This window comes from Shewanella sp. 10N.286.52.E4, from assembly GCF_041468785.1.
In the GTDB taxonomy this organism is placed as follows: domain Bacteria; phylum Pseudomonadota; class Gammaproteobacteria; order Enterobacterales; family Shewanellaceae; genus Shewanella; species Shewanella electrodiphila.
Genome location: NZ_JBFRJJ010000002.1, coordinates 45,622 through 64,091, shown reverse-complemented (window position 1 = coordinate 64,091; position 18,470 = coordinate 45,622). Strand labels below are relative to the sequence as shown.

Here is an 18,470-nt window from a genome sequence, read left to right as displayed (position 1 = left end):
ATTAAGTTAAAAAGAAAAACTAGCCTTCTTTGGCTATTATCATAGCTTGTTTAAACTTATCAATATAGTTTTCGATTGGCACAATGTCTTCTTTTAAGCGTCTATTACGCCCAAGCAAAGAGGACTCCACAAATAATTCAAACCAAGATGATAATGCCTCACCATTTTTAGGTTCATCTATTGCACTAAACGCTAATGCAGCAACTTCAGCGGTAGACAACTGAAAGTCATGACTGCCCTTTCTTAATTCATAAGTGGCTAAGGTTTCCGGATTAAAAGATAGCAAAGGTAAATCATGAAGGTATGGACTCTTGCGAAACATTTTAATCGCTTGGCGCCAGCTACCATCCAGTAAAATGAGTAACGGTATTTTTTTAGGCTTATCAGCTTGATGCGCTAAAGAAGCATTAACTGCATTAACTGCATTATCAATGTTTGACTGTTTGCACACTGATAGTTGATCAATATGCTCTACCACTTGCTGGCCTTCTTGTGCATATTGAGCTGGGAAAATTAACAAAGGCTGATATTGAGCATCATTAATCATCTCAATCATTTGCTTATTGGGCTCTTTACGCGACCAAAGAAAAGCGCTGGTATTAGGCACGGTATCAGCAATGAGACGACCACTATTTGTCGGCTTTAATACTTCGTCATCATACATGATCAACATAAAGCTAGCTGATGTGTTGAGATACTGCCTATGCTCACAGGTGCAGAAAATCTCTCCTAATAAACACCATGGGCAACGAATAAGCTTCATTCCTCTAGCTGCAAAAGGTTTTGTTGAAATTGATTTTCTGTATTGGTACAGACGATGAACAGCATGTTGCTGCTCAGGTGGTATCGCCAACATGGTGGACTCTCTTTCTATCGCAATATGGGAATGACTTAAGGACAGCTATAGTTTTGCTATTAAGGAAAATTATCATGCTTGCTTGATACATAATTATCTTAGTATCAAATGATAGTGTATTAAACACAAATAGATGCAGTCGTTTACTTTTACGTTCAAAAATATTCATCACCAATTAAGGTGATGAATGATTTTTGCCTAGCTATAATATTCTACGTAGTAAAAAATCAGCTTTTAAGCGTTTAATTCTAGTCATAATTTTTTTCACAGGAACTGGATATTTCTGTAAAGTTTCAATTTGACTGTAATGAAACAGCTTCTCAGTGTGGGTAAGGATCAGTTCTTGTTCAGCTTCAAAATTGGCCTTCCAAGCACCAGATTCATCATGCAGTAGTAAGCCATTTTCTAGATCCAAAGCCCAAGCCCGTGGGTTAAGATTAGAGCCTGTGATGAGGTGTTTTTTGCCATCAGCACTGATCCCTTTCAAATGGTAACTATTAATTCCATTTTTCCAAAGGTGGATCCTAAGCTGACCATTTTCAACAGCCCATTGTTGGCGCTTAACAAACTTGCGTAACGATTGCTCGTACATATACGGCAATGCACCAATGGTAGAGAATTCTTTTTCAGGTGGTATATAAAAATCGTTAGCCGTTTTATCACCGACAACAATATCAATACTTTTGCCATTACGAAGATGACGAGTCAGTGCACGCACCAAGGCATTAGGTGGATTAAAATATGGCGTACAAATAAACAATGACTCTTGAGACTCATCGACAAGCTTAACAACCACTTCATTAAGCTTATTCTTTTTACGGCCTAACCCCACAAGCGGTGTCACACGATTACCAATACGCGTACTTTCAAATTCGTATTTAGAACGCCCTAGACGCGTCTTGAATGTGCGAATATCGTTCTTTTCAGGGCACTGCTCGCTACTGCTATCTTGCGTTAATGAGCAAACTGCTGGATCGGTAACTAAATACTTATGAATAAATGCAGTCATGCTTCTTGCAAGTTCAGCAGATTCAATCAGGTGATAGCGATCAAAGCGATATTTTTCAAATTGCTGGAAATAGATATTATTGATACTTGCACCACTGAAGATGACAGCATCATCGATAATGAAACCTTTAAGGTGCAAAACGCCCATAAATTCACGGGATTTAACAGGCACCCCAAGAATATCAAATGGGACTTCAGCTTCAGCCATAGCTTTGCGGTACATAATGTAATTACCGCTATCGCCTTTATGGCCAATTAAGCCACGACGTGCACGATGATAATCTACTAGTACAACAATATTAATTTCAGGATTGGCAGCTTTAACTGCTAATAACGCATTTAAGACTTCGCGTCCTGCTTCGTCATCTTCCAAATACAACGCAGCTATATAGATCGCTTTTTTCGCGTTCGCGATGCGTGAAAGTAATTCAGTTTTAAACTGAATCGGATCTAATAACCATTTTAATGATTCAGCTTGTAATGCGATACCACCTAGCTTGTCCAGCAAGGCAACCTCCTTAAATGATTCTCAGTGTTACTCACTGAGTTCGCCGTTTTTAAATGACTATTCGTATTGAATTTAAGCATCAGCCCTATTTTTATTCTAGGTTTGAACAATAAAATGCTTAATCTATCAATCGATATATCTGAAACGACGCAATAACAAATTTACTAAAATAATTGGAGATAGAAATTACCGACTTAACTGCGTTCGAGCAAGGTTTTTCTCAACTTAAACACGTGTTTGGTTAGTTTATGAGAAACAATTAATATATTTGGGCTTAAACGCTAACGATTTACTCACGAAAGTGACCCAATATTTTCTGTAAAATCGACTCTTTCTCAGCCACAAGCAAAGATCTTTAATGTAAACCACGCGTAAATGACGTATTTTAACTTTACCTATATTGATTGTATCTAATTATGCCTTTTCCTATTCGAGCCTTATCCTTTACGGTAGTCATTCTGGCAATGAGTTTTCCAGTGTTAGCAAATGACTATTTAACTAATATGATGAATATCATCAGCCCATCACAGTCACAGATATCAGTGAGTGTTTGGGATGTTGAAAGCCAAAAAAACATCTATACACTGAATGATAATACCTTAATGTTACCTGCTAGCATTCAGAAGTTAATCACTGCAGTAGCTGCGAGCCATCAATTAGGTAAAAATTTTCATTATGAAACCCAAATTACTCATGACGGTGTTATCAATAACAATGTCTTAAACGGTAACCTGTATATCCACTTTCAAGGGGATCCAACCCTAAAACGTAAACACCTCGATGCGCTCATCCTACAATTAAAGCAAAAAGGGATCAGTAATATTAGCGGTGATGTATATCTAGTTGCAGAAGAGTCTAAACAAACTCGCGCACCAGGCTGGGCTTGGGACGATTTAGGCATTTGTTATGCGGCGCCGGTGTCAAATTACATTATTGATAGAAATTGCGTTAAAGCGACGCTGACGCCGTCTAAAGTGGCGTCTACCGTTTCAATTAAATCAATTTATCCAATCACGATGACATCAACAGCTAAGTTTGATCAAACCATTGATGTAAAAGAAGCACAAAAACATTTTTGTGAATTGCATATGCAACGATTTGATAATAACCATTATCAAATTGATGGTTGTTACCCAGGCAACAAATCCATTCGATTAGCGATAGCAGTAAACGATCCGAGTTTATACAGCAAAGGGGTAATTGAAGATTTACTCCAACAAAACAAGATTAACTATCTTAGTATTAACACTGTATCAAAGGTTAATCAGCCACAAACAGTCATTGCAACACATCAATCAAAACCGCTACCCGTTTTATTAAAAACCATGTTACAAAAATCTGATAATTTAATTGCTGACAGTTTATTAAAACAAATTGGCAGACAGTATTTTTTTCAATACCAAAAGCAATTACGAACTGAGCAAGCAGCCCCTTTAGATGAGATACAGTGGAATAATACTGTACCTAAAGATGGATTTTTAGTCGGAGCAAAAGCCATTGAGCATATAATGCTAGAACTTGGTTTACCTTATATTGAAGCAAACATTGTCGATGGCTCTGGCTTGTCACGTTACAACCTTATTACAGCCCATCAAATGATGGCGCTATTACAACTAATCAAAACAGACGAGCAATTAAACTATCTAGAAACATTACTACCCGTTTCTGGTGAGTCTGGTACCCTCAAATACAAAAAATATTTCAATCAACCACCGTTAAAGAGTGAAGTGGCCGCTAAAACCGGCACTATGATGGGCGTAGAAAACTTGGCAGGATATTTAGATGCAGATAATGGTAAGCAATACGCTTTTGTCATCATAGAAAACGGCTTAAGCCCTAAAGCAAAAAAAGCCAGACTGGCACCTTTTAGTGCCCTTTTGCTGCAAACGTTGAATGATTTGCCTTAAACCTTAAGTATCGGTCTTTGCGCTATCAAGCAAATTGCTGCTTAAGCTTATTTATTGTAGATACTAAAAAGCACCTTAAATTAAGGTGCTTTTTTCTGATAAGTGCTTACAAGTCGATAATTTAAAACAAGTCTGCAGGCATTGCCATAATAGCATCATCACCTTGACTAACCTGCGCAATATGGAAATCCGCTTTAGGCAGAACTTTGTCCATATAGAACTTTGCCACAAATTGTTTTTGTTGCGCAAAACTTTGATCTTCATGACCTTGTGAACGTTCAGCCATCAGCAATGAGTAATAACCGTAAAGGATAAAACCAAATGCATCTAAGAAATCAACCGCACTGGCATTAATTAATGCTGGCTGAGTTAATTTATGCTCATTGATGTGATTTGCAATGGTGAGTAAATTATCAAAGCGCAAGCTGATCGCCTTTTTGTCAGCGTCAGACACATGTTCAAAACCGGCTAACTCTTGGTTAATCTCAGCAACGAAACTAGTTAACGTTGCGACATTGTCACCTGTGACTTTACGACCTAAAAAGTCGATAGCCTGAATGCCGTTTGTTCCTTCATAAATCTGCGCTATTCGCGTGTCACGGACAAATTGTTCTATACCCGTTTCGCGAATATAACCATGACCACCGAATACTTGTTGCGCCATGATTGTAGCGTCTAAACCACGGTCAGTTAAGAAGGCTTTAGAAACTGGTGTTAATAAGCCAACATATTTTGTCGCTTTTGCTTTAACATCACCTTCACTGTGCTTGGCCAAATCAAGTTGTTTACCAGTAAACACTGATAATGCACGACCCGCATCAGTAATTGACTTGATTGTTAATAGCATACGACGTACATCGCCATGCACAATAATTGGATCTGCAGTAGCGCCAGTTGCTGACCCTCCTGCTGCGACGCCTTGTACACGTTCTTTAGCATAGTCGGCAGCCATTTGATAAGCACCTTGAGCACTGCCTAAACCTTGAATACCAATAGCCAAGCGCTCATAGTTCATCATAGTGAACATACACACCAAGCCACGATCGACTCTACCAACTAAAAAACCTTTGGCATTGTCGTAATTCATCACACATGTGGCAGATGCTTTAAGGCCCATTTTATGTTCTATAGAACCAACAGTCACCCCGTTAGAATCACCTAATGAACCGTCATCATTAACATTGATTTTAGGCACTAAAAATAAAGATATACCACTGGAGTTAGGCAGTTTAGCCAACACTAAGTGAATAACGTTTTCAGTTAAATCATGATCGCCACCGGTAATGAAAATTTTGCTACCAGAAATTAAGTAACTGCCATCTTCTTGAGGTTCAGCTTTAGTACGAATGTTACGTAAATCTGAACCCGCTTGCGGCTCAGTCATGTCCATTGCACCTGACCACTGGCCAGAATAAAGATTAGGTAAATATTTTTCTTTTAACTCTTCTGTTGCGTGCGCATTAATACATAATGCGGCGCCAGCAGTCAGTGAACTGTATAAAGTAAATGAGTTACAGGCGCTGTAATTCATCTCATCAACTAATACACCAAGCATTTTCGGCATTCCCATACCACCAAAATCTGGCTCACCACAAAGCCCTACCCAACCACCTTCTGAAAATTGCTGGTAAGTTTCTTTAAACCCATCCGGTGTGATGACCTTACCATCAATATGTCTGACTTCTTGTTCATCCCCATTTCGGTTAATAGGTTGAATTAGGTCACGGCTTATCTTGCTCGCTTCATCTAAAATAGCGACAGCAGTATCCATATCGACCATTTCAGCCATAGCAGGCATGTTTTGCCAAGTATTGGTGGCGTCGAAGACATTTTCTAATAAAAACTGCATGTCTTTTAAAGGTGCTTGGTAAGGGTTCATATCAGACTCTTAAACAGATAATTAAAACAGTTGTTTCAATTTATACAAAAGTCACAATAAACACAAGTTCAATCGCATGTTAACCACATAAAAAAAGGATATTTCTAAAAGCACTTTGGAAAGATAACTGCTGTCAATTATCTTAGATAATTAGCAGGGTTTTATTGATAAAATGAGAACGATATTAGATAAGTAACTTTTATTGCTGTTGCTCGTAAGCAGCACCCAGCAATGCAAAATAATCTATAATACAAGCCATGATCTGTTTGCGATGCTCCATAGAGGGATATATCATTTTTGAAACAGTATCGGTATCTAATGTCCCTGAGACCAAATACTGGTTATAAATATGACCGTCTGATTCAATTGCAGCCTCAAATGCCCTTGCCATTAGCTCTGTAGGTTTAGAAAAATAGTAACTTCCTTGCTGCTTATCAATGGCGATAGCCTTGTTCACATAATCACTTGCACTCTTGCCGTCATCACTCAACAATACCAATTTAAATAACGCTGACAGTTTGTCATTTAGTTGGTGAGGTTTTAACAACACATCTTTGAGCCATAAATCAGATGCACAGCTGTATTTAACGCTAAAGGCAGAATGGGAACTCCTCATATTGCTACCAACATCAAAAGCCTTATCAACAATGTAATGATCAAATGCATGCCAGAACTCATGTGCTAAAGCTCCTGCACCTGCATTTTTAGCTAAAGCTAGTTCTTTCGTGGTCGGGGAATAATGAGCCTGCACACCTTTTTGACCCCCTCGACCAAATAACAAGTTCAATGTTTGTCGCAACCCCAGTAATCTTGTAGGCACTTGTAATATCTGTGATAAATCAGCTAATGAATCAAAAACTAGATTAGCTGCAATGTCAGACTCTTCTCTAGTAACCCATTTGCCGACACTAATATGCCTCAAACCAAAAGTATGTTTGATATCAATAAAATTGGCTTGCTGCCCTTCTCGGTAATCAGCACCATTTCTATAGTAGTGAGTTTTTTTAAGCACGATGATTACCTAGTAAAGCATGAATGAAATGGTATTTAATTATAAATTTAAGCAATAAAAAAGCCCCGTAAAGAGGCTTTAATAATTATGATTTAGATAAACGAATTCGCCATTAGACACATCATTTGAATAATGAGAGTTTACTCCGTGTTTACCACATTAAATCATCAGGAATTGCATAATCTGCGTATGGGTCATCTGCTTGTTCAACTTGTTCAGTTTGGGTATTGCTATTTTCTTCCCATAAATAACCACACCACTCAGGTACCAATAAGTTTACACGCTCAGCCAGTTTGTGAGGTACAAGGTAGCTCTTATCTTCGTGGCGTACGATACCTACAGCGCCAGATAATAACTGACCTTGCAGCTTTTCTGTTACGTAAATAGATAAAATCTTAGTGCTCATAGTGAAATTAAATTTGATTTCAGCATCTTTAGGAATGCTAATGGCAAACTTATTAAACTCGGTAATAAGACCACGAACTTGACCTTTCTCACTCGCCTCTGCAAATCGTTTCTCGTTTAAAGCGCGATCTTTTTCTGCTTGCGCTAACTTTTGATCTGCAATTTGCTGTTTCAAATCAGCACTGCCGTCATCGACCTTGGCTTTTTTCTGTTTACGTTTTTGAGTTTTAACGTCTCGCGCTTTTTGCTTACTCGCGAGTCCTGCTTTTAGCAATTGCTCTTGCAATGCGTTGGCCATTTAAATCACCTTTAAAAAAATTGTATTACTGTTCAGGTAAATGTTTTGCTAATGCATCCATTGCAGCACCTGCACCACCTAATGACCAACCACCATCGACAGGTAATATTGTTCCGGTAATGTATGAAGCCATGTCAGATGCTAGAAATAACGCAGCATTGGCAATATCTTGTTTTTGTCCGTTACGTTTAAGCGGCACACTATCAGCTATCATAGATTTTAATGCTTTACTCGGTGCTAAGCGATCAAAACCTTCAGTTTCTGCGATAGGACCCGGCACAATAGAATTGACTCGAATACCTTCAACGCCCCATTCTATGGCTAAGGTACGTGTCAGCATATCAACACCCGCTTTTGCTGCACATACGTGCACTTGTAACGCCATTGGCACATAGGCTTGAGGTGCTGAAATTTGAATGACACTGGCAGACGTTTTGCCATCAGTCTCTTTTATGCCTCTCACCAATAATGGATATGCTTGTTTAATCACTTGAAAGCTGCCAAGTAAATCAATATCCATAACCGATTTAAAGCCATTTACCGATAAATCTTTCGCTCGTGCTGGAAAGTTTCCTGCAGCGCCACTGACCAACACATCAATATGGCCGAACTGTGCTTCAATCTCTGAAAAACCCGAAGCGACAGCTTCAGGATCTCTGACATCAAAACTCACGCCTATGTGCTGACCTTGAGGGTTAGCTGACTTTAAAGCATCTACGGCTGCTGTCACTTTTTCAACACTGCGACTGGCAACAGCAACATTTGCCCCTTGCTGAGAAAAAGCGCAAGCAATACCAAGATTAATGCCGCTTGTACCACCAATAACAACAACGTTATTTCCATGATAATCAAACATTCTGCACTCCTGCTTAGGTGATACTATTAGAATATTGTTCAATATCTATAAGTTTACGTTAATGAATTAACGATTTGATGTAATGAAGCTAATGGATCAGTTGCTTGAGTAATTGGGCGACCAATCACTAAATAATCAGAGCCCGCAGCAATCGCCTTCGGTGGCGTCATAACGCGATGTTGATCACCAACATCAGCACCAACAGGACGAATACCAGGAGTGATTAGATTAAAGTCTTTACCAAAGCTTGTTTTAAGCATAGTGGCTTCTTGAGCTGAACACACAACGCCATCAAGACCAGCTTGATGTGTTAGCGCAGCTAAACGTTTAACATGTTCAGATGCAGGAACATTTATCCCTAATAATGATAAATCTTCATCACTCATTGACGTTAATACTGTTACAGCGATTAGCAAAGGTGCGTCATGACCATAATTGCCTAATGCATTTTTTGCTGCCTGCATCATCGCTAAACCACCACTTGCATGGACGTTCGTCATCCAAACACCAAGGTCCGCTGCTGCAGACACGGCTTTTGCTACGGTATTAGGAATATCATGAAATTTTAAATCTAGAAATAAATCGAAGTCACGATCATGGATGTCTTTTACCAATTGTGGTCCAAATAAAGTAAACATTTCTTTGCCTACTTTAAGGCGACACATAGATGGATCAAGCTTATCAATCAGTGATAGTGCCTCATTTTTATTGTTATAATCTAAGGCTACTACAATCGGTTTATCTGCCATGTTTACTCCGTAAGGTGTTTATTAACGCATTTCAGCTATAGGGTATTAAATGAAATGTTTGATTGGTAACCCAATGTTTTAATCGGTTATCGTTGTTACCTTTGGCCACGCATATTGCCATGCTCTGGCGTTATTCTCCGTCTAAGCCTTTAACACGTTTGATGCTGCCCCATTCTTTACAAGACGGACAATGCCAATACAAACTGTGCGCTGGGAAACCACATGAGCAGCAACGATAACTGGGTCTAAATTTAATCTGTTGTTCAACTAACTTTTCAAGCATAGATAAACTTTGTTTAGCTTGGCCATCTTCTGCTTGTTTGATATGTAGTTGCATTAAATGCTGAAAACCCTTCATCGTTGGGTGACGGTAAAGATGATCTAACACCATCTTTTCAGCATTTTTGGTATTACCTTGTTCAATCATGTGTTTTGCTAGTGCAATAATGACACTTGCCCCAGCGCCAGCCTCTAGGGCTTGTTGTAACAAGGATTGATAACCTTCAGCGTCGTTTGTGTCGCGATAGACTTGTTTTGCAACAGCAATGACATCAGAAAATAATTCAATATCAGCTAGTTTTAGTTCCAAGATAGCTTTTTTACATAAATTAACTTGATTTGAATCGAGATAAATTTTTGCCAAAGTTAACCAAGCACGACCACATTTATCATCGTGTTTAATTGCTTGTTGTAGTAATTTGATTTTCTCAGCGCCATCTGTAGATTCATCAGCAAGCTGACAATAAAAATGGGCTGTAATTGATTTTAAAACTTGCTGACGCTTGCGGCTTAAACCTTTAGTGATGTTAATGGCGTTCTGCCATTCTTTGGTAACTTGATAAATAGAGATCAGCTGAGTTTCAGCTTCTTCACTATGATCATCTTGACTAACAAGGTTTAAAAATATTTCTTCAGCTCTGTCGTAGAAACCAGCCGCTAAATAATCTTTACCCAACTCCATCATAGCAATATCACGTTGTTCTGTGGTTAAGCTAGGTCTGGCAATTAAGTTTTGATGAATTCTGATGGAGCGGTCGACTTCGCCGCGTTTTCTAAAAAGCGAACCTAATGAAAGGTGAGTATCAATGGTTTCATCATCGACATCTAACATGGTAATAAACAAATCGACTGCTTTGTCAGATTCGTTTGAAAGTAAAAAATTAAGCCCAGTAAAATAGTCTCTACTGAGTTTTTTACTTTGCTGTTTTTGATTCTGTCGTATACTTCTTCGTCCCATATACCAGCCATAACCAGCCGCTATAGGTAACAACAGAAAGAGGATTTCTAGCATATTACGCGACGGTATCCTGTACAGTTGGCTCAGAAATGTTGTTCGTTAGTTGAGCAATAGTTTTGTTCCTTTTTCTAACGACCATTTTCAACTTAATAATATAATAAGCAGCAAATAACCAACTAATGATGAAGCCTGCTAAAAATACAACCGCGAGGACAACAGGTAATCGATACTGTCCTTCAGCGATAAAATAACTGACAGTAACAATTTGCTCATTCTTAGCACCAAAAAGTAGCGCAAGAACAAAGAATAAACCAACAATGACAATGGCAATAAAAGATTTCACGTGCAGCTCCATTCTATCTGTGAAAGATAAGATCGAAATTTACCAATATAATGATTATCCAAGAATTTTAGTCAACTAACCAGCTTTGCTGAGCATTAGATACAAAAAAGCCTCCAAAAGGAGGCTTTTTAATCAAGCGTTAATCATTGATTAACCGCATCGACACGTTCACGCAGTTCTTTGCCAGGCTTAAAGTGCGGTACATATTTGCCTTCCAAGTCAACTGAGGTTCCAGTTTTAGGATTACGGCCAACACGTGGTGCACGGAAATGAAGTGAAAAACTACCAAAGCCACGGATCTCTATGCGATCACCGCCTTCTAATGTTGTCGCCATTTGCTCTAACATTTCCTTTATAGCACTTTCCACTTCTTTCGCCGACAGCTGCGACTGCCTAGTGGCAAGTTTTTCGATCAGTTCGGATTTCGTCATCCTATACCCTCTATTATCAAGCCAAACACAGTCGCCTAATGGGAAACAAAGTGCGTTTCCCACACAACAGGCGATTTATTACTTACGAGCTGCTTTAAACGCTTCAGCCATTGCATTACTAATAACAGCATCGTCTTGCTTGTTAATAGTTGCCATTGCTTCTTTCTCATCTGCTTCATCTTTCGCTTTGATAGATAAGCTGATAGAACGGTTCTTGCGATCTACGCCCATGAACTTAGATTCAACTTTGTCACCTACAGAGAATTGTGTAGATGCGTCTTCGATACGCTCGCGAGAGATATCTGCAACGCGAAGGTAACCTTCAACAGTTTCAGCTAGTTCAATTGTAACGCCTTTAGCGTCAACAGCAGTAACTACACCATTTACAATAGTACCTTTCTTCTTGTCTGCCAAGTAAGCATTGAAAGGATCGTCTTCAGTTTGCTTAACGCCTAAGCTGATACGCTCACGCTCAGGGTCAACAGAAAGAACTACTGCGTGGATTTCGTCACCTTTCTTGTACTCAGATACAGCGTCTTCGCCAGTACCGTTCCAAGAAATGTCAGATAAGTGAACAAGACCGTCGATGCCGCCGTCAAGACCAATGAAGATACCGAAGTCAGTGATAGACTTGATCTTACCAGAAACTTTATCGCCCTTGTTGAAACGAGTAGCGAAATCATCCCATGGATTGGTCTTACATTGCTTAAGACCTAGAGAAATACGACGACGTTCTTCATCGATGTCTAGAACTAGAACTTCAACTTCATCACCTAAGTTAACAACTTTAGATGGGTGGATGTTCTTGTTAGTCCAATCCATTTCAGAAACGTGAACAAGACCTTCAACGCCTTCTTCGATTTCAACGAAACAACCGTAGTCAGTTAAGTTCGTTACGCGACCAGTAAGACGAGTGCTTTCTGGGTAGCGCTTGCTGATTTCTAACCATGGATCTTCGCCAAGTTGCTTAAGACCTAGTGATACGCGAGTACGCTCACGGTCATACTTAAGAACTTTAACGTTGATTTCGTCACCAACATTAACGATTTCAGATGGGTGCTTAACACGCTTCCAAGCCATATCAGTGATATGTAGAAGACCGTCAACGCCACCTAAGTCTACGAATGCACCGTAGTCAGTAAGGTTCTTAACGATACCCTTAACTGCTTGACCTTCTTGAAGGTTCTCAAGAAGAGCATCACGCTCTGCACTGCTTTCTGATTCGATAACAGCACGACGTGAAACAACAACGTTGTTACGCTTCTGGTCAAGTTTGATAACTTTGAATTCTAATTCTTTGTACTCTAGGTGAGCAGTATCGCGAACTGGGCGAACGTCTACTAGAGAACCTGGTAAGAAGGCACGGATACCGTTTAATTCAACAGTGAAACCACCTTTAACTTTACCATTGATGATACCGATAACAGTTTCAGCATCTTCGTAAGCTTTTTCTAGAACAATCCAAGCTTCGTGACGTTTCGCTTTTTCACGAGATAATTGAGTTTCACCGAAACCGTCTTCAACAGAGTCAAGTGCAACATCAACTTCGTCGCCAACAGCGATTTCTAAAACACCTTGAGCGTTTTTGAATTCGTCAGCAGAAATTGGGCTTTCAGACTTAAGACCAGCGTCAACTAGTACAGTACCGTTTTCGATGCGTACAACTACACCACGTACGATAGAACCAGGACGGAACTCAAGTTCATTTAGGGATTGTTCAAATAGATCAGCAAAAGATTCAGTCATTTTATGATTACTTTCTTTTATAAACCACCATCCATCCTGGATGTGGAGTCAATTAATTTATTTACATCATCCGTGATATAAATGTTGTTTCATAATCTCTCAGAATTAAGAAATTACGTTAAGTTTTTATTGATGTGTTCAAGCACAAGCTCAAGCACTTCATTAATACCTATACCACTAGTATCAATCACTAGCGCATCATCTGCAGGCACTAAAGGTGAGACTGAACGATTAATATCGCGGTCATCACGTTCAATGATTTCAGATAAAAGGCGATCGATATTAACATCGAAGCCCTTGTCCTGCAACTGTTTATAGCGTCGCTGCGCCCTTTCCTCTGCTGATGCAGTAAGGAAAATCTTAGCTGGAGCATTAGGAAAAACGACCGTCCCCATGTCTCTGCCATCGGCGACTAAACCAGGTGTGTTACTAAAAGCACGCTGACGACGCAATAATGCTTCGCGAACTCGAGGAAATGCAGCAATTTTTGACGCTGCATTGCCACATTCTTGAGTACGGATGCTGGTAGATACATCTTCGCCTTCAAGAATCACTTTAACTTGTTCAGTACCTGTTAAAAACTGCACATCTAAATGAGCAGCAAGTAAGGTAATAGCTTCTTCATTCTCTAATTCAACATTGTGATGAATCGCAGCAAGGGCTAATACGCGATAGATAGCACCGCTATCTAATAAGTGCCAATCTAGTTTCTCTGCGACTAATTGACATATGGTCCCTTTCCCTGCACCGCTTGGTCCGTCGATTGTGACTACTGGAGCACGTTCAGACATAAATTCCTCCGAAAAAAAACAATCTTCCATGAAAGTATAAAAAGGTTCATCAAAATGAGCGGGCGGCATTGTATAACAATTTTGATGAAAAAACTGGAGTATTTTGTAAGTTCACTAACCAGATCAAAACAACGGCAGTATATTGACTGCCGTCATTTAATTGGTCGATGAAATCAACAGCCTTATTGAGCTAAACGAGCAAACTCAGCGAAATAGGTAGGGAATGTTTTAGACGTGCAATCTGGGTCATTGATGGTAATCCCGCAGTCAGCAAAGGCTAACATAGAAAAACACATAGCCATACGATGATCATTATAAGTATCAATTGCTGCAGTATTTAACTTAGCTGGCGGAGTAACAGCAATAAAGTCATGACCTTCTTCTACAGTGGCACCGACTTTACGGAGTTCAGTTGCCATAGCTGATAAGCGGTCAGTTTCTTTAATTCTCCAATTGTAAATATTTGTTATACGTGTGGTCCCCTCAGCAAATAACGCAGCTGTCGCGATGGTCATTGCCGCATCAGGAATATGATTCATATCTAAATCAACAGCCGTTAGCTTTGCTTGGCGTGCAATAATGTAATCATCACCCCACTCAATGTCTGCACCCATTTTTTCAAGTACATCTGCAAATTTCACATCCCCTTGAATACTTAATTTACCAACACCAGTAACTTTAACTTCACCACCTTGAATTGCACCAGCAGCGAGAAAATAAGAAGCTGATGATGCATCACCTTCAACAAGCACTTTGCCCGGTGAAGCATATTGCTGACCAGTTTGAATTTCAAAACGGCGGTAATCATGATTAATGACTTCAACACCAAACTGAGCCATTAATGCAATGGTAATATCAATATAAGGCTTTGAAACTAACTCGCCCTTGATATTTATGTTTACTGTGTCTTTAGTTAATGGGGCAACCATTAATAATGCCGTTAAAAATTGGCTAGATAAATCACCTGCGATTTCAACTTCTCCGCCATTTAAGCCGTCAGCATTAATAGTTAAAGGTGGAAAGCCATCATTCTTAAGGTAAGTTATATTTGCACCTAACTGACGTAACGAATCAACTAAATCTCCAATAGGTCTTTCTTCCATGCGAGGTTCACCTGTTAAGGTAAACTCACCTGAACCTAACGTAAGTGCTGCACATAATGGGCGCATTGCCGTGCCTGCATTACCTAAAAATAAAGTCTGTGCTTGCTGAGCACTTAATGGCTTGCCTAAACCTTCTAATTCACACACGGTGTTGTTTTCAGACAATTGGTACTCAACGCCTAATTGCTTTAATGATGCCAACATATAGCGAATATCGTCTGAATCTAATAAATTTGTCAGGGTTGTTTTCCCTTTTGCTAGCGTAGCTAACAATAATGCTCTATTTGATATGCTCTTTGAGCCAGGGATATTAACGACACCATTTACTTTGTTAACGGGTTCTAGACGCAATTGTTTCATTAGCGATTCTTCTTAAATGATTTCTAGCTAAACGCGAGAATGACTGAAGGCAAAAGATAAAGACAGCTTTGTCAATTTATCTATACGATTTGGGCACTATCAAATTGAATAATTATTCTTGCCTACAAATTTACTGATTGCAGCCCATGATTCAAGGGAAATATGACATTTATTTACTGTTTTTAAGCCAACTTGAATAAAATGAATGAAAAACAGCCTGTTTAACTTAAAGTCAGAGCCTGTTCTGCACTATTGAACCGTAAACTGTAAACTTTCGGCTCATAAAAATAAGCTTTTTGGTGTTATTAAAAAAAAGGCATTTCATTCAGTATTTAATCTACGTTACCCTTAAGTTAATCCTACTAAAACTGAATAATAAATAAGGTCAACAGTCATGTTCAAAACATTAACTGCTATGCCAGCCGATCCAATCTTAGGTTTGCTCACTCAATACCGCCAAGACAATCACTCACAGAAAATAGATTTAGGTGTTGGCGTCTATAAAGATCCAGCGGGTCACACACCCATTCTGGAATGTGTAAAAACAGCAGAAAAAATGCGTACAGAAACTGAAACCACCAAAGTTTACATTGGCCCAACCGGATCAGAGTCGTTTAATCAATTAATGTCTGAACTTGCATTTGGACAAAGTCATACAGCATTGCTTGCTGATCGTATTCGCACAGTGTCAACACCAGGCGGTACTGGCGCATTGAGAGTGGCAGCTGAATTTATTAAAAGTTGTAACCCCAATGCCGTCATTTGGGTTAGCGATCCAACTTGGGCAAATCACACTGGCCTATTTGAAGCTGCTGGCTTAACGGTTAAAACCTATCCTTATTATGACTATGACACTAAAACCCTTAAATTTGATCAAATGGTCGATGCATTAAAACAAATCAATAAAGATGACGTCGTTTTATTGCATGCATGTTGTCACAACCCGAGTGGAATGGATTTAACTCAATCGCAATGGGATGAAGTAATTAGCATCACAGCTCAGCAAGGCTTCACACCACTGATTGATATGGCTTATCAAGGTTTTGGTGATGGTGTCGATGAAGATGCCTATGGCGTTCGCCAGATGGCTGCGGCTGTAGAGGAAATGATTTTATGTAGTTCGTGCTCTAAAAACTTCGGTTTATACCGTGAGCGTATTGGCGCATGTACTATTGTCGCTGATAATAGCCAAGCTGCAAACGTTGCTTTTTCTGTTCTACTGTATGTTGTGCGTTGTATCTACTCTATGCCGCCAGCACACGGAGCAGCATTGGTTGAGACCATACTTGGAAATCCAGAGTTAAAACAAGCATGGTTAAATGAATTAACAGTCATGCGCGATCGCATTAACGGCAACCGTCAAATGCTGGTGAGTAAGTTAATTGAAAACGGTGTTGAGCAAGATTTCAGCTTCATTGCTAAACAAAAAGGAATGTTCTCCTTCTTAGGTATTAACCCTGAACAAGTAGAAACGCTTAAGCAGCAACACAGTATTTATATGGTAGGTTCAAGCCGGATGAGTATTGCTGGTATCAGTGAAGCAAACGTTGATTATCTGGCTAAATCAATCGCGACAATTTTATAATCAACATCACTAAATACATATAAACTAAAAAGCGAACGACATTAATGTCATTCGCTTTTTTATTTATGATTAGCTTAAACAGTTATGCGCTATGTTGCTTTGCAAACGTTTCCATAAAGTTAACCAAAGCTTGAACACCTGATAATGGCATCGCATTATAAATACTTGCTCTCATGCCACCGACAATACGATGTCCTTTAAGCGCAACAAGACCCACCTGCTCCGCTTGCTTTAAAAACTCACTATCTAGACTGTTGTCAGTTAACTGAAAAGTGACGTTCATTCTTGAACGGTTTTCTGCTTTAACACCATTTTTATAAAACGGATTACTGTCTATGCACTGATACAGTAAATCCGCTTTTTGTTTATTGATTTTTTCTATCTCAGTAACGCCACCTTGCGCAGTCAACCAATCAAACACTTCTGCGGCAAGATACCATGCAAAAGTTGGTGGTGTATTAAACATAGAATCGTTCGCCTGCGCGACACTGTAATCCATAATTGAAGACTGAGCTAAGCTCGGCAGTTTCAACATATCGTCACGAACAATGACAATAGATAAACCTGATGGGCCGATATTTTTTTGAGCGCCGGCATAGATCAGCCCATACTTACTAACGTCTATTTGGCGTGACATAATCGTTGAAGATAAATCAACCACCACAGGCCATGGGCTTTCAAGTGATTCAAATATTTCTATGCCGTCAACGGTCTCATTGGCACAAAAATGGACATAGCGATAATCTTTATCAATGGCATTGAGATCAGGAAGAACAACTTGATTGACACCATCACATTTCTCGACAATGTTCATTTGATCAATATTGTCATCACCCACCAATTTAACCGCTTCTTTAACCGCTGCTGTTGACCATTGGCCATTAACTAAATACAAAGCCTTACCGTTATCACCTAAAAAGTTATTAACAACATTGGTGAATTGACCACGACCACCACCATGCATAAATAACACATGATAGTTTTCTGGGATCTCCATTAATGCGCGTAATGTTTTTTCAGCATGTTGAGTTAATGCAATGAACTCTTTACTTCGATGGCTAATTTCCATGACGGAGACACCTAAACCATTCCAATCAATTAGTTCTTGCTGCGCTTTTTGCATTACAGCTTGTGGTAACATGGCAGGTCCAGCACAAAAATTATAAATAGCGCTCACAGCATTGTCCTTTATCGTTTTTAGTTAAAACATTAAATTGATAGCATTTTGACATGCAGTATATCCCAACTGTTTCACAGCTAAAATGAAAAATAATCATAAAGCAGATCAAGCATGATTTAATTACTCAAAATATACTTTTAAATACTATCAACAAAGCATTTTTTGATAGAATCTACTGGTCAATTATCAATAAATAACCTGCTATTTTATTAAGTG

16 protein-coding genes are annotated in these 18,470 nt (G+C 39.2%); 2 read left to right on the top strand and 14 right to left on the bottom strand.

Annotated features, from left to right (window positions below; all coding sequences use genetic code 11):
- Positions 1 to 19 precede the first annotated feature (19 nt).
- Both AB4153_RS00615 and pssA read right to left on the bottom strand, forming a co-directional pair.
- A complete protein-coding gene (locus tag AB4153_RS00615; protein ID WP_371995997.1) occupies positions 20 to 856 on the bottom strand; it encodes a tRNA-uridine aminocarboxypropyltransferase in 837 nt (278 codons plus the stop codon).
- Between the two features lie 202 nt (positions 857 to 1,058).
- Positions 1,059 to 2,372 (bottom strand): CDP-diacylglycerol--serine O-phosphatidyltransferase, encoded by a 1,314-nt coding sequence (gene pssA, locus AB4153_RS00610; protein ID WP_371995995.1) that lies wholly within the window; start codon positions 2,370 to 2,372, stop codon positions 1,059 to 1,061.
- Between the two features lie 416 nt (positions 2,373 to 2,788).
- Between pssA and dacB the strand changes: the two genes are divergently transcribed.
- Complete coding sequence (gene dacB, locus AB4153_RS00605) at positions 2,789 to 4,279, top strand: D-alanyl-D-alanine carboxypeptidase/D-alanyl-D-alanine-endopeptidase (protein ID WP_371995994.1); 1,491 nt, start codon at positions 2,789 to 2,791, stop codon at positions 4,277 to 4,279.
- Positions 4,280 to 4,400: 121 nt separating this feature from the next.
- Here the strand turns inward: dacB and AB4153_RS00600 are convergent, their stop codons facing one another.
- The 11 genes from AB4153_RS00600 to aroA form a co-directional block, all read right to left on the bottom strand.
- On the bottom strand, positions 4,401 to 6,158 hold the full coding sequence (locus AB4153_RS00600) for an acyl-CoA dehydrogenase family protein (RefSeq protein WP_248955209.1): 1,758 nt from the start codon (positions 6,156 to 6,158) through the stop codon (positions 4,401 to 4,403).
- Positions 6,159 to 6,357: 199 nt separating this feature from the next.
- The gene (locus AB4153_RS00595; RefSeq protein ID WP_303516858.1) at positions 6,358 to 7,170 is read right to left on the bottom strand and encodes a CLCA_X family protein; all 813 of its coding nucleotides are present in this window, start codon (positions 7,168 to 7,170) and stop codon (positions 6,358 to 6,360) included.
- Positions 7,171 to 7,321: 151 nt separating this feature from the next.
- On the bottom strand, positions 7,322 to 7,873 hold the full coding sequence (locus AB4153_RS00590; RefSeq protein ID WP_371995993.1) for a DUF2058 domain-containing protein: 552 nt from the start codon (positions 7,871 to 7,873) through the stop codon (positions 7,322 to 7,324).
- 25 nt (positions 7,874 to 7,898) lie between these two features.
- Positions 7,899 to 8,729 carry an SDR family oxidoreductase gene (locus AB4153_RS00585; RefSeq protein WP_371995992.1) on the bottom strand — a complete coding sequence of 277 codons (831 nt, stop codon included), beginning with the start codon at positions 8,727 to 8,729 and terminating at the stop codon, positions 7,899 to 7,901.
- A gap of 53 nt (positions 8,730 to 8,782) precedes the next feature.
- Positions 8,783 to 9,478, bottom strand: coding sequence for an orotidine-5'-phosphate decarboxylase (gene pyrF, locus AB4153_RS00580; protein WP_371995990.1), 696 nt, complete (start codon positions 9,476 to 9,478; stop codon positions 8,783 to 8,785).
- Positions 9,479 to 9,608: 130 nt separating this feature from the next.
- Positions 9,609 to 10,769 carry a lipopolysaccharide assembly protein LapB gene (gene lapB, locus AB4153_RS00575; RefSeq protein ID WP_371995989.1) on the bottom strand — a complete coding sequence of 387 codons (1,161 nt, stop codon included), beginning with the start codon at positions 10,767 to 10,769 and terminating at the stop codon, positions 9,609 to 9,611.
- Between the two features lies 1 nt (position 10,770).
- Positions 10,771 to 11,058 (bottom strand): LapA family protein, encoded by a 288-nt coding sequence (locus tag AB4153_RS00570; protein ID WP_102527369.1) that lies wholly within the window; start codon positions 11,056 to 11,058, stop codon positions 10,771 to 10,773.
- A gap of 143 nt (positions 11,059 to 11,201) precedes the next feature.
- Positions 11,202 to 11,489, bottom strand: coding sequence for an integration host factor subunit beta (gene ihfB, locus AB4153_RS00565; protein WP_229368741.1), 288 nt, complete (start codon positions 11,487 to 11,489; stop codon positions 11,202 to 11,204).
- Between the two features lie 78 nt (positions 11,490 to 11,567).
- Positions 11,568 to 13,256 carry a 30S ribosomal protein S1 gene (gene rpsA / locus AB4153_RS00560; RefSeq protein ID WP_277868760.1) on the bottom strand — a complete coding sequence of 563 codons (1,689 nt, stop codon included), beginning with the start codon at positions 13,254 to 13,256 and terminating at the stop codon, positions 11,568 to 11,570.
- A gap of 92 nt (positions 13,257 to 13,348) precedes the next feature.
- Positions 13,349 to 14,026 (bottom strand): (d)CMP kinase, encoded by a 678-nt coding sequence (gene cmk / locus AB4153_RS00555; RefSeq protein WP_229368742.1) that lies wholly within the window; start codon positions 14,024 to 14,026, stop codon positions 13,349 to 13,351.
- A gap of 182 nt (positions 14,027 to 14,208) precedes the next feature.
- Positions 14,209 to 15,489: a 3-phosphoshikimate 1-carboxyvinyltransferase gene (aroA, locus tag AB4153_RS00550; RefSeq protein WP_371995987.1), complete on the bottom strand. Its 1,281-nt coding sequence runs from the start codon at positions 15,487 to 15,489 to the stop codon at positions 14,209 to 14,211.
- 394 nt (positions 15,490 to 15,883) lie between these two features.
- Here aroA and AB4153_RS00545 point away from each other — a divergent pair, with 394 nt between their 5' ends.
- On the top strand, positions 15,884 to 17,074 hold the full coding sequence (locus AB4153_RS00545) for an amino acid aminotransferase (protein WP_102527374.1): 1,191 nt from the start codon (positions 15,884 to 15,886) through the stop codon (positions 17,072 to 17,074).
- An 82-nt stretch (positions 17,075 to 17,156) separates the two neighbouring features.
- On the opposite strand, the gene serC is transcribed toward AB4153_RS00545, so the two are convergent.
- Entirely contained in the window at positions 17,157 to 18,251 is a 1,095-nt protein-coding gene (gene serC, locus AB4153_RS00540) for a 3-phosphoserine/phosphohydroxythreonine transaminase (protein WP_371995985.1), read from the bottom strand.
- Positions 18,252 to 18,470: the final 219 nt, after the last annotated feature.

Excerpts from the sequence above, each read along its gene's own strand:
- aroA (WP_371995987.1), bottom strand. The coding sequence starts at position 15,489 with ATGAAACAATTGCGTCTAGAACCCGTTAACAAAGTAAATGGTGTCGTT.
- AB4153_RS00590 (WP_371995993.1), bottom strand. The coding sequence starts at position 7,873 with ATGGCCAACGCATTGCAAGAGCAATTGCTAAAAGCAGGACTCGCGAGT.
- lapB (WP_371995989.1), bottom strand. The coding sequence starts at position 10,769 with ATGCTAGAAATCCTCTTTCTGTTGTTACCTATAGCGGCTGGTTATGGC.
- dacB (WP_371995994.1), top strand. The coding sequence starts at position 2,789 with ATGCCTTTTCCTATTCGAGCCTTATCCTTTACGGTAGTCATTCTGGCA.
- pyrF (WP_371995990.1), bottom strand. The coding sequence starts at position 9,478 with ATGGCAGATAAACCGATTGTAGTAGCCTTAGATTATAACAATAAAAAT.
- AB4153_RS00585 (WP_371995992.1), bottom strand. The coding sequence starts at position 8,729 with ATGTTTGATTATCATGGAAATAACGTTGTTGTTATTGGTGGTACAAGC.
- AB4153_RS00545 (WP_102527374.1), top strand. The coding sequence starts at position 15,884 with ATGTTCAAAACATTAACTGCTATGCCAGCCGATCCAATCTTAGGTTTG.
- cmk (WP_229368742.1), bottom strand. The coding sequence starts at position 14,026 with ATGTCTGAACGTGCTCCAGTAGTCACAATCGACGGACCAAGCGGTGCA.
- AB4153_RS00600 (WP_248955209.1), bottom strand. The coding sequence starts at position 6,158 with ATGAACCCTTACCAAGCACCTTTAAAAGACATGCAGTTTTTATTAGAA.
- AB4153_RS00615 (WP_371995997.1), bottom strand. The coding sequence starts at position 856 with ATGTTGGCGATACCACCTGAGCAGCAACATGCTGTTCATCGTCTGTAC.
- ihfB (WP_229368741.1), bottom strand. The coding sequence starts at position 11,489 with ATGACGAAATCCGAACTGATCGAAAAACTTGCCACTAGGCAGTCGCAG.